This is a genomic window from Pantoea sp. ANP04, from assembly GCF_041982285.1.
Classification (GTDB): Bacteria; Pseudomonadota; Gammaproteobacteria; order Enterobacterales; family Enterobacteriaceae; genus Pantoea; species Pantoea eucalypti.
The window spans coordinates 497,192-511,818 of sequence record NZ_JAUTYS010000001.1; the positions used below are offsets into that span (position 1 = coordinate 497,192).

Consider the following 14,627-nt stretch of genomic DNA (forward strand, 5'->3'; position numbering starts at 1 on the left):
AGAGACGTCAGATCGCTTTCGCCAGTTTTTTGGGACTGACCTGCCACAGCAATTTACCTGCGCTTGCCGCGGGATCGAACTCCACGCAGGCAATGGCGGAAGTGGCAAACATGGGCGGTGCTTCCTGTGGGCACAGTTCAGAGACTAAATACCCTACCAACGGTAAATGTGAGATCACCAGCGCCGATTTCACGCCTTCATTCGCCAGCGCCTGCAGATAGCACCCTACCATCTCAGGATCGCCACCCGGCGTTAACTCCGGCAGAACGTCCTGGCCTTCCGGCAGGGGAAAGGCTTCACGCACCGTCGCGAGCGTTTGCTGCGCGCGTAAATAGGGACTCACCATTACTCGCTCAATGTCCGGCGTCTGGCTGTTAAGCCAGTTGGCCATTTGACGTGATTCGTTGCAGCCACATAAGGTCAATGGCCTGACTGAATCACTGGCTGCTTCCAGAGCCGCATCGCCGTGACGCATGATAAAAACTTGCATAAAGCACCGCTGTTGTTTGTCGACATCGCCCGACGCGTAGCGCCTGACTCTTCACTCTGCGAATGAACGCTGTGTTTTACCCTAATGGCTTCAGTATAGTCAACCGGTTGTTTATTAAATAAGCACTTCTCAGAATCATGCTGCGCCGCACACTCTGGCGGCGTTTTTCTAAGCCGCTGAATCGGATTGGTTATTCCATTTTCAGCAGAAATGTAAAATTTCGTCTATTTTTTAGCCGCCTCAATCAGCGCGTCACAGGGTGTAAAACATTCCCCATGTTGCTGCGTAAGCCGGGTTAATCTGTTGACCATTTCCGCCGCGCCCAGTTTGTCCATGTAGTGGAACGGACCACCCAAAAATGGCGGAAAGCCGATGCCAAACACGGCACCGATATCGCCATCGCGCGCGCAGCGGATCACCTGCTCGTCAAGACAGCGGGCCGCCTCATTGAGCATCATCATGACACAGCGTTCAGCAATCTGTGCCTCACTCTGCCTGGCTTTCGGTGTGACCTTCAGCAAAGTATAAAGTGAGGCGTCAGGTTTTTTACGCTGCCAGCGCGCCTGGTCATAGCGATAAAAGCCTTTGCTGTTTTTACGTCCCTTGCGGCCATCTTTCAACACCGCATCAAACGCGGCCGGCGCGGCAAAGCGTTCGCCATAGGCCTGATGCAGGATGGGACTGATTTTACTGCCGACGTCGATACCCACCTCATCCAGCAGCTGAATCGGGCCGACCGGAAAACCAAACTTCACCAGCGCCCGATCAATATGGTCGATGGGTTCGCCCTCCAGCAGGCAGCGCATCGCTTCATTTATATAAGGCGTCAGGATGCGGTTAACATAGAAACCCGGCTTGTCCGCCACCACAATCGGGGTTTTGCCCTGGCTGCGTGCCAGTGCCACAATCGTCACCAGCGTTGCGGTTGAGGTGTTCAGATGGGGAATCACCTCCACCAGCGGCATTTTTTCGACCGGACTGAAATAGTGCAGCCCGATGACGTTTTCCGGACGCTGCGCTTTGGCGGCGATCTCTTCGATCGGCAACGAAGAGGTGTTTGAGGCAAACAGCGTGTGCGGCTGGCAGTGTGCTTCCACTTCGCTCACCATCTGCTGCTTCAGCGCTAAATCTTCGAATACGGCTTCGATCACCACATCACGCTGTGAAAAGCCCTGATAATCGGTGCCGCCCGTGATACGAGCCATCTGCTGTTGACGCTGTGCCGGCGTCAGCTGGCGTCGTTTAACCTTTTTACTCAGCAGCTCCCAGCTGGTTTTCAGCGCATGGTTTACCCCTTCCAGGCTGATATCTTTGATGCGCACCGGCAAGCCCGCGTTGATGGCGGTGACGCTGGCGATGCCGCCGCCCATCAGGCCACCGCCGAGAATAGCGACGCTTTTCACCCTGGCAGGCTCCGCGTCTCCGCCCCGCTCTTTCTTCATGGCCGTGGTCGCGAAGAAGATGCCGCGCAGCGCAACGGATTCTGGCGTCATCGCCAGTTCACCAAAGGCACGCGCTTCAGCATCATGTCCTGCCCGGCTGCCCTGTTCCAGCCCGATGCGCACCACCTCAATAATGCGATTTGCCGCCGGATAATTGCCCTGGGTTTTAGCGGCTGTCTGACGGCTCGCCAAGGCAAACAGTGCCTGACGGCCAATCGGGCCATGCAGCAGACGGTCGCGCAGCGGCAGCGTTCGTCCGCTGACCTTGCCCTTTTTCACACGGGCGATGGCGGTCTCCAGCAGAATCGCCTGCGGCACCGCGTCATCAACCACACCCAGCTTACGTGCCTGTTTAGCCCGCAGCGTTTTGCCAGTCAGAATCAGCGGCAGCGCCTGCTGCACGCCGATTAAGCGTGGCAGCCGCTGAGTGCCGCCAGAGCCTGGCAGCAAGCCGAGCTGTACCTCCGGTAATCCGAGGCGGGTTTTATCATCCAGCGAGCAGATACGTGCATCGCAGGCCAGCGCCAGCTCCAGTCCGCCGCCGAGGCAGGCACCGTGGATGGCTGCAACCACCGGGAACGGCAGCGCGTCGAGCGCAGCCATCACTTCCTGGCCCTGTTTTGCCAGCGCTTCAGCTTCCTGTTCGCTCTTGCAGCGGTCGATCATGCTGATGTCCGCACCCGCAATGAAGTTATCCGGCTTGCCGGAAATCAGCACCAGGCCAGCCAGCTTTGGATCGCGCCGCGCCTCCGCAATAATCGCGGTGATCTGCCCGGCAAATTCCGCTTTCAGGGTGTTCATTTTCTCATCAGGCACATCAATCGTGATGATGCCGACGTGATCCAGTCGCATCTTCAGATGAAACGCATTCTGCTCCATTATTCGGCCTCCAGAACCATCGCCGCACCCAGACCACCTGCTGCACAGGCAGTGACCAGTCCTAACCCGCCACCCCGGCGGCGTAATTCGTTCAGCGTCTGGGTAATCATGCGCGCGCCCGTGGCGGCGAAAGGATGACCATAGGCGATTGAACCGCCCAGCACGTTAAAGCGCTCTTCATTCACTTCGCCCAGCGCATGCGGACGATTCAGTACCTCACGTGCAAAGCGCTCATCGCGAAACATCTGCAGGTTGCTCAGCGTCTGGGCGGCAAACGCTTCATGCATATCGATCAGCGTCAGATCGGCCAGGGTCACGCCAGCGCGATCCATGGCCAGTGGTGAAGCGTACGCCGGACCCAGCAGCATATCCTGCTGCACCCCGATAGCGGAAAAAGCGTAGCTGCGCAGATAACCCAGCGGTCTGATACCCAGCTCGCGGGCGCGGCCCTCGCGCATCAGAATCACCGCGGCCGCGCCGTCGGTGAGTGGCGTACTGTTGGCCGCAGTAACACTACCGTGCTGGCGATCAAATGCCGGACGCAGTCGGGCGTAATCCTCCGCTTTGGCATTCATACGGACGTTATTGTCCTGATCGATAGCGGTTTTCCACGGCGGCACAAAAGCGGCCATCACTTCCTGATTCAGCACCCCGGATTGCCAGGCTCGGGCGGCATGCTGATGGGATCGCAGTGCCAGCGCATCCTGTGCTTCACGGGTAATGCCGTGACTCTTCGCCATCTGTTCGGCTGTGTCGCCCATGCGCAGGCCGGTGGAATACTCCGCCACTGCGGGTGGCACCGGCAGCAGATCGCGTGGGCGCAGACGTCGCAGGATCTGCAGTTTCTGCCCGACGCTGCGGGCTTTATTGAGATCCACCAGCGCACGCGCCAGCGTTTTACTGACACCGATTGGCAGCACTGAAGAGGAGTCAGCCCCACCCGCGATGCCCGCAGAGATGGTGCCCGCCATCAGACTTTCTGCCACATTCGCTACCGCCTGAAAACTGGTGGCGCAGGCACGGCTGACACTGTAAGCGTCGGTATGTACATTCAGCCCGCTGCTTAAAACAATTTCCCGCGCAATGTTCGGCGCTTCCGGCATCTGCACGACCTGGCCAAAGACCAGTTGCTCTATCACTTCAGCGGGAAGTTCACTGCGCGCCATTAATTCGCTGACCACCATACGTCCCAGTTCAATGGCAGGAATGCCATGAAAGCCGGTCGCCTGGCGCAGGAAAGGGGTGCGTAACCCATGGGTTATTGCGATGCGTTCACCATCACGCGTCAGCAGCGGCTGCGCTTTGCTCATTATTCTCACCTGTGGCTGGGACTGAGGCATCATTGCCTGAAGAGGTCTGACCTGATCAGTGTTAACCACAAGCGGGTGAGCCGCCAATATCGGAAAGGAAAAAGTGCGAAGGGAAACACGAAAATGAAAAACGCCGCATGTACGCGGCGCTTTGAGATTTAACGCAAACCGAGCTGAAAAATCAGGGTTTCAGCCTGGCAGCTGAAGGTGAAATCGACATCGAGCTGTACGCCCTGATTTACTTCGCTGAAGCGCGATTCAATCACACAGGGTTCTGATTCAACCTCACGCGCGCGCTGGGTAAGTTGCGCTAATTTCGCTTCCGCATCGGCACGCTGAGCAAACCATTCTGACCAGCTTGCAGTGCAATCGGTGTTATCCATCACTGTGCCCACATCAACACAGCAACAGGCTGCGGTTTCGGTCGCACTGCATTTTTTAATGGCATCAGTCATTTCATTCTCCTGACCAGCATTCTGGCGGTTTGCGCGATTTTATGACCGAAATTTTACCTGCTTGCCCAAAAATGCGCCACGCGTATGGCCCTAAGTGACGAATATCACAATAAAAATTGATCCAGAACAAACTGGAATCGGTATGCTGTGCAGAATTAGGGCTGTTTTGTTAAGCAGATCGAATTTTAAGCGATCAATTCTGAAATATTTGAAAAACAATATTGCAACATGCACACAGGTCGGACCTATACTCTCCGCACTGGTCTGATATGTGCGCTTTACATCAGTCCCTACAATCCGCCGTCCTTTGTTACGCGACGTTATAGCGTTAAATAATAATTCACATGAGGTTGTGGTCATGAACCATAAAAACCTGTTTGCAAAGTCAGCCGTGGCGGCTGCAGTGGCGCTTGTCTCTTCACACGTTTACGCAGCTGGATTTCAGTTAAATGAATTCTCTACGATTGGTTTAGGTCGCGCATATTCAGGCGAAGGGGCAATGGGCGATACGGCGGCGTCAGCCAGCCGTAACCCGGCGACGATGGCATTAATGGATCGTCCTGAATTTTCACTCGGTGCGGTTTATATTGCGCCAGATGTCAACATCAGTGGTCGCAGTCCCAGCGGACGCAGCCTGGATGCCAATAATATTGCCCCGAATCAGTGGATCCCCAATATTCATTACGTTCAGCCTATTAACGATCAGTGGTGGATTGGCGCATCTGCAACGTCAAATTATGGCTTAGCCACAGAGTTTAATAATGGCTACACCGCAGGCGGTTACGGGGGTAAAACCGACCTGATGACCGGCAATTTCAATCTCAGCACCGCCTATCGTCTGAATGATCATTTTAGTGTGGGTGTGGGTTTTGATGCGGTTTACGCCAAAGCCAAAATTGAACGCTATGCAGGTGAATCAGGCGCGAGGCTGGGTATTCCGGCTGATACCCAGGTGGCCCATCTGAAAGGCGATAAGTGGGGCTACGGCTGGAATGCCGGTGTCCTGTATGAAGTGGATGAAAATAACCGCTTCGGCTTTACCTACCGTTCAGAAGTTAAAATTGATTTCGATGGCGATTATAAGAGCAACCTCTCATCACGGCTGAATGCGTTTAATGATCCGACCGTGACCGGTGTTCCTGATGGCACCAACGGCACGACCGTTCCGGGGGCATTAACCCTGAATCTGCCGGAGATGTGGGAAGTGTCGGGCTGGCATAAAGTGGCACCGCAGTGGGCGGTTCACTACAGCCTGGCGTACACCAGCTGGAGTCAGTTCCAGGAGCTGAAAGCGACCGGTTCAAACGGCCAGACGCTGTTCTATAAAGATGAAAGCTTCCACGATGCGTACCGCATTGCGCTGGGCACGACCTATTCCTACGACAAGAACTGGACTTTCCGTACCGGTATTGCGTTTGATGACAGCCCGGTGCCAGCAGATAAGCGTTCTATCTCTATTCCGGACCAGGATCGTTTGTGGCTAAGTGCCGGTACCTCTTATGCCTTTAACGATAATGCCTCTGTTGATTTAGGCATCTCTTATATGCACGGACAGAAAGTGACGGTGAAAGAAGGTCCTTATACCTTTACCTCTGAAGGTAAGGCCTGGCTTTACGGCGCGAACTTTAACTACAAGTTCTGATGAAATAGCACGATCAAAAAGGGCGACTCTGGTGAGTCGCCCTTTTTTGTGGCGGCGGGTCGCTGGCTGGCTCAGGGAGCATGCGCCCTTTGCAAAGACGCAAAACCCGCCATACCTGACTGCTCAGCGTGGGCGATTACGCACCTCATCCCTGAGATGCGCCCGCTGCCGGGCCAACGCTTTGCGTTGTTTAAAAACGCTCCCGGCGTTTTTATCCATGGCCCGCGATGCTTTGTTCCGGGCGTATGCTCCCATCACTTCAGCTGCTGTGCGCTCTGCAGAAAAACACAGCGACACGCAGGCAGGGGATCCTGCATTTACTGCGCGTCGATATCCTTCAGGTCATCCTGAATCGCGGCTGCGTTAGGGTTGTCTTCCGGCTTGAGCTTGCCACCGCGCGCCAGGAAGTCGTGACGCTGGAAGTAAGCGTTACGAATAAAGGCGTAAGGATCGCTCTGCTGTTTCAGGATCGCATCGGAATCCAGCAGCTGCGCACGGGTCTCGATCCCTTCAAGCGTCCATTTACCGATCGACATCGGCCAGGTCAGCCAGCCAAGAATCGGATAGAGGGTATCAACGTAGTCGCCGCCATCCTGACGAACCGTAAAGCTGCCATAGGCAGGCAGTTCAACGTAAGGACCATAGCCAACGCCGTAATGACCCAGCGTAGTACCGAAACGGTGCGGCTCTTCACGCGCCAGTTCCGGGTTCGCTTTACCGGCAACGTCAATGAAACCGCCCAGGCCCAGCACGCTGTTCAGGAAGAAACGGGTAAAGTGAATACCCGCATCGCGCCCGTCACCCACCAGGATGGCGTTGACCATGCTGGCAGGTTCTTCCAGGTTGCCAAGGAAATTGCTCAGGCCGGTACGTGCCGGAACCGGCACATAATCGCGCCAGGCGACAGCGACCGGACGTAACACATACGGATCCAGCACATTGTAGTTAAAGTTAAACATCGTGCGGTTAAAGCCTTCGAATGGATCGCTGCGCCCGGCAGGATCGCTATTCGCGGGCTTTGAACTGGCACAACCCACCAGAAGGACGCTGGCCACAGCCAGGCTGGTCAGGCGATAATTCATTCCAATCTCCCTGTGCGGATGAAAAAGGTCTACCCATCGTTCAGGTCACAGCCCGGAGTCGAATCGGCTTACCCGATGAGCATAGCTGACTTTGTGCCAGAGGCAGCAGGCAATGGCACGCATCATTGTTAACATTATCAATTTTTACGTTCAGGGAAGCTGCTTATTGATCTCTACCGCGATGGACTGATGCCCATCCCAGGGCGTTACAGCGCTCAGCCCCAGCCAGTCACCCGGCTGCGGATTGGCGCTGCCATCGCGTGAAACGCGCACCCTTACTGCGACCTGATGCTGCGCCGAAAGCAGGCGATCTGGCATCATGGCGTTACTGTCATCCAGCGTCAGCGTCAGCGGGAAATGACTCAGCGGCATCCGCTTAACCGCCACCGGCACGGGTGAATCCCCGTCAGAAACCGAAATATACAACACTCCGTCTGGCGGTAACATTTTTTCTGCCTCAGGTGTCAGCGTCACGGTCAGCGCCAGCTGACGACTCTGCTGCCCTGCCTCACTTCTGGCCTTTTCAATGCTGCGGGCGATCATCGCGTGCCGCTTGTCATCGGCAGGCAACAGAGCTAAAAGCGTCTGCCATGCGTCGATAGCCTGATCGTATTGCTGCTGTCCGTAAGCATTAAACGCCAGCAGGCTCAGCGTCCGCAGGTTGTGCGGATCTGCTTTCAGCAATGATTGCAGCAGCAGTGACGCCTGCCGGTTATCCTGCGGGTCAGAAGATCGCGTCAGAACCTCTGCATAATCCTGTTTGAGCGCCAGATCGTTGGGGGCCAGCTGTAAAGCATGCTCAAAGGCCTGACTGGCGATCTCTGTATTATTCAGTACCATGCCGAGCCGCCCCAGCATCGTCCAGTCGGCCAGATTATCCGGTTCTGTTTGCAACGCGGTACGCAATCCGAGCTCTAAACGCGCCAGCTCTTCCATGCTCAGCGGCTTAGCGCCAGGGTCCATCAGACGGGCACGCAGCTCAGGATACGCCTGCTGCACCTGCATCCAGCCAGTGAATTGTGCCAGGCCGCCGGTTTTCAGATAAGTGCCCAGCGAGACCGCAATCAGTACAATCAGGCCTGGCAGCAAAATCCAGCGGCTGCTGGTGTGTGATTGCATTGCCTGTGACGGCGGAATATCCGCCAGTAGTGTCTGCTGTAATTCCCGCTCCATCAGCGGACGTTCAGCGACCACGCCCTGCGCTTCATCCTGCGCCAGCTCATCTATGCGCTGATGGTAGAAGCGCTGATTAAGACGATCGCGATCGCCTGTGCTGGCCTGACGTTGCCGCCAGCCCGCCGCCATAAACAGCGTGCAGGCTGCCAGCAGTAACAGAAAAAGGGTGATCCAAAATGCACTCATTACGGCTTCCTGTCTGACTTCAGTAGCGCATTAAGACGCTGTTGCTCATCTTCATCCAGCTCGCTGCGGGTTTTACGCTGACGGCTGCGCAGGATGATCACCGCGCCGCCCAGTAGCGCAAACAGCGCCGGGCCCGCCCAGAGAATCAGGGTGGAGGGCGTGACCGGTGGCGAATAGCTGACGAAATTGCCGTAACGCGCCACCATATAGTCGATGATCTGCTGGCGACTCTGGCCCTGCTTCATCAGCTCGTAGACCTTTAATCGCATGTCGGCGGCAATCATGGCATTCGAGTCGGCGATGCTGTTGTTCTGACATTTCGGACAACGCAACGACGCAGTCAGGTCACGGTATTGCTCTTCCTGGGCTACCGAGTCAAATTGCAGCGTGTCGATGGTCGCCCAGAGATTGATGCTGAACAGCAGGCCGCAGAGCAGTAACAGCGTTCTCATGATCCCGCCTCCGCGCTGTATTTCATCCACAACGGTTTCACTTCCTGCTCCCAGACACGCACATTCAGATCGCCCGCATGGCGATAACGAATGATTCCTTTGCCGTCGATCAGGAAGGTTTCCGGCGCGCCATAGACACCAAGATCGAGTCCCAGCATACCGTTGCCATCATAAAGACTCAGCGCATAGGGATTGCCCAGCGTGTTCAGCCAGTTAACGGCCTTGCGTCGATCGTCTTTGTAGTTCAGCCCCACCACGCGGATGCCCTGCTCCGCCAGCGTATTCAGATACTGATGCTCTGCGCGGCAGGTCGGACACCAGGTCGCCCAGACATTCAGCAACATCGGCTTGCCATCCGTCAGCACATGCTGATCGTAGATTTTGCCCGGCTGATCCAGTGCTTCCAGCCGGAACAGCGGCACCGGTTTGCCAATCAGCGCAGATTCGAGTCGGGTCGGATCGTCACCCTCGGCATTGCGGGTCAGCTGCCACAGCAGCGCCGCCGCCAGCAGCAGAAACAGCATCAGGGGAATGAACAGGATTTTCTTATTCATGTCCGCGCCTCCGTTTCCGCTTTTTTGCGCGAACGGTAGCGGGGATCGAACAGGCAGAATAGGCCACCCAGCGCCATCAGTGCGCCACCGAACCAGATCCAGCGAACAAAGGGTTTGTAGTAAATGCGCACGGCCCAGCTGTCATCATCCAGCTCTTCGCCCAGCGCCGCATAGAGATCGCGGCTGAAACCGCCATCGATCGCCGCTTCAGTCATCATGGTGCGGGCAGCGGTGTAAAAGCGTTTTTCCGCCTGCAGTGTTGCTTCATGTTTGCCGTTGCGGGTGACATCAATAATACCCATGCCGCCGCTGTAGTTCGGCCCCTGCAGATTCTGCACACCACGGAAGACAAAGTGATAGTGATGAATATCGACACTATCGCCTGCTTTCATCCGCACATCGCGCTCCACGCTGTACTGCGTGCTGAATGCAATGCCAATCACCGTGACCCCTACGCCCAGATGGCCCAGCACCATGCCCCAGTGACTGCGTGACAGATGACGTAATCCGGCAAAGAACGGGTGACGATGGGTGGCGCGTTCGTGCAGCTCCAGCAGTGTCAGTACAATAATCCAGAGCGACATCAGCAGGCCAACCACGGTCATCGCCTCAATGCGATCCTGCAACCACCAGGGAATGATCATGGAACAGGCCAGGGTCACGATCAGCGCCAGTGCCAGCCGTTTTGCCAGCTTTTGCGGTTCATCGCGACGCCAGCGCACCAGCGGTCCGATTCCCATCAGTAGCGCAAACGGCGCCATCAGCCAGCTGAACATGGTGTTGAAGAACGGCTCGCCGACCGAAATGCTGCCCAGCCCCAGTTGCTTATGTACCAGTGGCAACAGCGTGCCGAGCAGGACCACCAGCATCGCGGCAATCAGCAGCACATTATTGCCCAGCAAAAATGATTCGCGCGACCAGGTTTCATTCTGTACCCGGCCACGCACCTGCCCGCCTTTGATGGCGTAAAGCAGCAGCGAACTGCCGATGACAATCACCAGAAACGCGAGGATAAACATCCCGCGCGCCGGATCGGAGGCGAAGGAATGCACCGACACCAGCACCCCGGATCGCACCAGGAACGTCCCTAGCAGGCTCAGCGAAAACGCCGTAATCGCCAGCAGCACAGTCCACGCTTTGAAGGTGCCACGCTTTTCAGTGACCGCCAGCGAGTGCATCAGGGCGGTGCCCGCCAGCCACGGCATAAACGACGCATTTTCAACCGGATCCCAGAACCACCAGCCGCCCCAGCCCAGCTCGTAATAGGCCCACGCCGATCCCAGTACGATGCCAATGGTCAGAAAGACCCAGGCCGCGGTCGTCCACGGGCGTGACCAGCGCGCCCAGGCGGTATCCAGCCGGCCAGCCATCAGTGAGGCGATGGCAAACGCAAAGGCCACCGAAAAGCCGACATAGCCCATATAGAGCAGCGGCGGATGGAAGATCAGGCCGATATCCTGCAGCATGGGATTCAGGTCATGGCCGTCTATCGGGAAGTCCGGCAGCGTGCGGCCAAACGGATTCGACGTCAGCAGGATAAACAGCAGGAAGCCAAGATTGATCATCCCCATCACTGCCAGCACGCGTGCCAGCGCATCCTGCGGCATACCGCGACTGAATATCGCCACCGCCAGTGTCCAGGTGCTCAGCAGCAACACCCACAACAGCAGCGATCCTTCATGTGCGCCCCAGGTGGCGGCGATGCGATAGTAAACCGGCAGCAGGCTATTAGAGTTGGTGACGACATAGGCAACGGTAAAGTCGTTGCTGATAAAGGCCCAGACCAGCAGTGCAAACGCCGCCGCGATACAGACAAACAGACCCGAGGCCAGCGGACGCGCCATCGCCATCAGGCGGGCATCCTGGCGCACCGCGCCCCACAGTGGATAGCTGCTCAGCAACAGGGAGAGGCCCAGCGCCAGGCAGAGCAGAAAGGTTCCAATTTCGGGCATCATGATGATTTATTCCCCGCCTGATAGCGCGACTGCGGGCCGGTTTGATCACTCTTCATCGCGTTTTCAATCTCCGGCGGCGTATATTTCTCATCATGTTTTGCCAGAACCTCTTTGGCGATCACCTGGTTGCCCGCCGCCAGCACGCCCTGCGCGACAACGCCCTGCCCTTCACGGAACAGGTCCGGCAGGATCCCTTCAAAACTGACGCTGACCACACCACGCGCATCATAAAGTTTGAACGACACAGCCAGCGTTTTCGGATCGCGGCGGACGCTGCCGGGCATCACCATGCCACCGACGCGCAGCCGCTGTCCCGCTTCGGGCTTCTCGTGCGCCTCCCCTTTGCCGTAGAGGATTTCGCCTGGGGTATAGAAGAGATCGATGTTTGAGCGCAGCGCATACATCACCAGCGCGGTGGCCAGGCCAAGACCGAGCAGGATCGCCAGGGCCGCATAAAGGCGGTTGCGTCGACGGATATTCACAACTTCTCTCCTGCCGCTTCAGTCGCGGCTTTTTTCGATTTTGCTGCCCGGATGCGACGTTCACGTGCGTCACGCTGGCGAATCTCCGCCAGCAAACGGCGGCGCAGTAACAGGGTATGCAGCGTCAGGCCGATCAGTGAAAGCAACGTGCAGGCCACTGCCAGCCAGACGTAGAAAGCGTAACCGCCCATCGCAAAGAAGGCGTGCCAGGAGGAAAAGGCTGGAGTCATGCCTGCTCCCCCCGCTTCGCCACATCAATCGCCCAGGGACGATGACGTTCGGTTAACAGAATCAGGTTACGCAGTCGCATCAGCGTCAGCGTAATAAAGACCAGCAGATAGCCGAGGATTGCCCAGCGCAGCGGCGTGCGCATGACCGGCGCAATCGCCTGCTGGAGAATGCCCGACGAGCCCTGATGCAGGGTATTCCACCACTGCACGGAGAAGTGAATGATCGGCAGATTGACTACGCCGACCAGAATCAAAATACCCGCTGCCCGGCCTGCGGTGCGGCGGTCATCAAAAGCGTGATACAGCGCAATCACACCCATATAGAGGAACAGCAGTACCAGCTCTGATGTAAGGCGGGCATCCCAGATCCACCAGGTGCCCCACATCGGCTTGCCCCATGCCGAGCCGGTGACCAGCGCAATAAAGGTAAAAACCGCACCCACCGGAGCCATGGCGGCGGAAACCAGATCGGCCATTTTCATCTGCCACACAAGGCCGATAAAGGCGGCGATGGCCATTGAAGCATAAACACCCATCGACCACATCGCAGCGGGCACATGAATGTACATGATGCGAAAGCTGTCGCCCTGCTGATAGTCAGCGGGTGCGTATCCAAATCCCCAGACCCAGCCCAGCAGCAACGCCGCCAGCCCGGCGATGGCGAACCACGGAACCAGTCGCCCCGAAAACTGATAAAGCCGTTCGGGTCTGGCCAGCTGATGTAACGCTTTCCACATATCAAATGCTCACATTAACAATAAAAGAGTGTTGCCGCGTCTTGTACGCGCGGTTATTGCAAAGTGGCTATTGCAACGTGATGCGTAGCGCCGCCGCCGTAGCAAACGGCGCGAGTGTCGCACTGCCCATCAACATAGCGCCAAGAATCGCCAGATAGCCGCCAATCGGCAACCCCTGACTGGCCGCCTCCATCGCCGCACTGGCGAAGATTAAAACCGGAATAGCCAGCGGTAATACCAGCAGGCTCAGCAGCACGCCGCCGCGCCGTAAACCCACCGTCAGACCCACGCCAATCGCACCGAGAAAACTCAGGGTTGGCGTACCCAGCAACAGCGTCAGGGCCATTGCCCGCCAGCCATTAAAATCCAGTGACAGCAGCAGCGCGGCCAGCGGCGACAGGATAATCAGTGGCACGCCAGTGACCAGCCAGTGCGCCACCACTTTGCCGATAACCGTTACCGGCAGCGGCGTCGGCAGCAACACCAGTTGCTCCAGCGAGCCATCGCTGAAGTCATCACGGAACAGACGCTCCAGCGCCAGCAGCGACGCCAGCAGCGCAGCAACCCAGGCAACGCCCGGTGCAATGCGAGCCAGCTGTTGCGGGTCCGGTCCGATACCTAAAGGAAACAGGGTAATGACGATCAGGAAAAACCAGAGTGGATTGACGACATCCGCGCCGCCACGAAAGGCGATGCGTAATTCACGCTGGATGAGGCGAAACAGCATCACTCTGCCTCCACATCGCCGAGGCGAATTTTACGCACCCGCGCTGCCTCTGCAGGCAAATCCTGATGGGTGGTCAGGATCACTGCACCGCCGTTATCGGCATGCCGGGCGAACTGCGCCATTAATTTTTCAATACCCGCTTTGTCGATGGCGGTCAGCGGCTCGTCAAGAATCCATAGGCGAGCCTGACTGAGCCACAGACGTGCCAGCGCTACCCGACGCTGCTGCCCTGCCGACAACCGGCTGACGGGCACCTCTTCGTCGCCCGTGAGATCGACACTTTCCAGCGCAGCAAAAATCTGCGCATTACTGCAATCGGGATGGTAAAAGCGCAGATTTTCCAGTGGCGTGAGCACGCCTTTGACGCCGGGCTGATGACCCAGATAGAGCATCGCCTGATGCCAGCTTTCACGCTGACGCAGGATTGACTGCTGCTGCCAGCGTATTTCACCCTCTTCAGGACGGCTCAGCCCGGCCAGCAGGCGCAGCAACGAGGTTTTACCGGCACCATTGGGGCCTTCAATCTGCACAATGTCACCTGCGGATACGCGAAATGAGAGCCGCCGGAACAGCGACCGTTCGTCGTATGCACAAGTGAGTGTAATGATTTCCAGCATTGAAGGGGGAGTCGCACCAGCTAAAAGTGGCCGGGATATTACCACAATGTTGCTGTGGGCCGAAGTGTGAGCCAGCGCTCAGTTTCGCTGGTAAGGGATTATTCGTGCGTTTTCATCAGCAGTCTGAATAAAAATGCAGTTCCGAAAAACGTTGTTACGCTTATTCGCATCGGACGTTACATTTCCGGCAAATAAAAAACGGCTACGCTTA

The 14,627-nt window shown here is 56.9% G+C and carries 15 protein-coding genes; 1 reads left to right on the forward strand and 14 read right to left on the reverse strand.

Going from position 1 to position 14,627, the window contains the following annotated elements; genetic code table 11:
- Nucleotides 1–7 precede the first annotated feature (7 nt).
- From sixA to Q7C21_RS02125, 4 genes are all read right to left on the reverse strand, one after another.
- A complete protein-coding gene (gene sixA, locus Q7C21_RS02110) occupies nucleotides 8–490 on the reverse strand; it encodes a phosphohistidine phosphatase SixA (RefSeq protein WP_033763107.1) in 483 nt (160 codons plus the stop codon).
- A 224-nt stretch (nucleotides 491–714) separates the two neighbouring features.
- Nucleotides 715–2,811 carry a fatty acid oxidation complex subunit alpha FadJ gene (gene fadJ, locus Q7C21_RS02115; RefSeq protein ID WP_375150319.1) on the reverse strand — a complete coding sequence of 699 codons (2,097 nt, stop codon included), beginning with the start codon at nucleotides 2,809–2,811 and terminating at the stop codon, nucleotides 715–717.
- Nucleotides 2,811–4,121 (reverse strand): acetyl-CoA C-acyltransferase FadI, encoded by a 1,311-nt coding sequence (gene fadI / locus Q7C21_RS02120; RefSeq protein ID WP_192377761.1) that lies wholly within the window; start codon nucleotides 4,119–4,121, stop codon nucleotides 2,811–2,813. The genes fadJ and fadI overlap by 1 nt, the downstream gene beginning before the upstream one ends.
- A 158-nt stretch (nucleotides 4,122–4,279) precedes the next feature.
- Nucleotides 4,280–4,576 (reverse strand): YfcZ/YiiS family protein, encoded by a 297-nt coding sequence (locus tag Q7C21_RS02125; protein WP_003854289.1) that lies wholly within the window; start codon nucleotides 4,574–4,576, stop codon nucleotides 4,280–4,282.
- Nucleotides 4,577–4,934: 358 nt separating this feature from the next.
- On the opposite strand from Q7C21_RS02125, the gene fadL reads away from it, so the two are divergent.
- Nucleotides 4,935–6,218 (forward strand): long-chain fatty acid transporter FadL, encoded by a 1,284-nt coding sequence (gene fadL / locus Q7C21_RS02130; RefSeq protein WP_008926495.1) that lies wholly within the window; start codon nucleotides 4,935–4,937, stop codon nucleotides 6,216–6,218.
- A 317-nt stretch (nucleotides 6,219–6,535) separates the two neighbouring features.
- On the opposite strand, the gene mlaA is transcribed toward fadL, so the two are convergent.
- The 10 genes from mlaA to ccmA all read right to left on the reverse strand — a co-directional run bounded on the left by mlaA (nucleotide 6,536) and on the right by ccmA (nucleotide 14,416).
- A complete protein-coding gene (mlaA, locus tag Q7C21_RS02135; protein ID WP_003853085.1) occupies nucleotides 6,536–7,300 on the reverse strand; it encodes a phospholipid-binding lipoprotein MlaA in 765 nt (254 codons plus the stop codon).
- Between the two features lie 150 nt (nucleotides 7,301–7,450).
- Entirely contained in the window at nucleotides 7,451–8,662 is a 1,212-nt protein-coding gene (ccmI, locus tag Q7C21_RS02140) for a c-type cytochrome biogenesis protein CcmI (RefSeq protein ID WP_003853087.1), read from the reverse strand.
- Nucleotides 8,662–9,114: a cytochrome c-type biogenesis protein gene (locus Q7C21_RS02145; RefSeq protein ID WP_003853088.1), complete on the reverse strand. Its 453-nt coding sequence runs from the start codon at nucleotides 9,112–9,114 to the stop codon at nucleotides 8,662–8,664. Before Q7C21_RS02145 ends, ccmI begins: the two co-directional genes overlap by 1 nt.
- Nucleotides 9,111–9,668, reverse strand: a complete 558-nt coding sequence (locus Q7C21_RS02150) for a DsbE family thiol:disulfide interchange protein (RefSeq protein ID WP_039659714.1) — start codon at nucleotides 9,666–9,668, stop codon at nucleotides 9,111–9,113. The genes Q7C21_RS02145 and Q7C21_RS02150 overlap by 4 nt, the downstream gene beginning before the upstream one ends.
- Nucleotides 9,665–11,623, reverse strand: a complete 1,959-nt coding sequence (locus Q7C21_RS02155) for a heme lyase CcmF/NrfE family subunit (protein WP_008926497.1) — start codon at nucleotides 11,621–11,623, stop codon at nucleotides 9,665–9,667. The genes Q7C21_RS02150 and Q7C21_RS02155 overlap by 4 nt, the downstream gene beginning before the upstream one ends.
- Entirely contained in the window at nucleotides 11,620–12,105 is a 486-nt protein-coding gene (ccmE, locus tag Q7C21_RS02160) for a cytochrome c maturation protein CcmE (RefSeq protein WP_003853091.1), read from the reverse strand. The genes Q7C21_RS02155 and ccmE overlap by 4 nt, the downstream gene beginning before the upstream one ends.
- Nucleotides 12,102–12,335, reverse strand: a complete 234-nt coding sequence (ccmD, locus tag Q7C21_RS02165) for a heme exporter protein CcmD (protein ID WP_039659712.1) — start codon at nucleotides 12,333–12,335, stop codon at nucleotides 12,102–12,104. Before ccmD ends, ccmE begins: the two co-directional genes overlap by 4 nt.
- The gene (locus Q7C21_RS02170) at nucleotides 12,332–13,072 is read right to left on the reverse strand and encodes a heme ABC transporter permease (protein WP_008926499.1); all 741 of its coding nucleotides are present in this window, start codon (nucleotides 13,070–13,072) and stop codon (nucleotides 12,332–12,334) included. Before Q7C21_RS02170 ends, ccmD begins: the two co-directional genes overlap by 4 nt.
- A gap of 67 nt (nucleotides 13,073–13,139) precedes the next feature.
- Nucleotides 13,140–13,799, reverse strand: coding sequence for a heme exporter protein CcmB (gene ccmB / locus Q7C21_RS02175; RefSeq protein ID WP_008926500.1), 660 nt, complete (start codon nucleotides 13,797–13,799; stop codon nucleotides 13,140–13,142).
- Complete coding sequence (gene ccmA, locus Q7C21_RS02180) at nucleotides 13,799–14,416, reverse strand: cytochrome c biogenesis heme-transporting ATPase CcmA (RefSeq protein WP_008926501.1); 618 nt, start codon at nucleotides 14,414–14,416, stop codon at nucleotides 13,799–13,801. The genes ccmB and ccmA overlap by 1 nt, the downstream gene beginning before the upstream one ends.
- Between the last annotated feature and the right edge of the window lie 211 nt (nucleotides 14,417–14,627).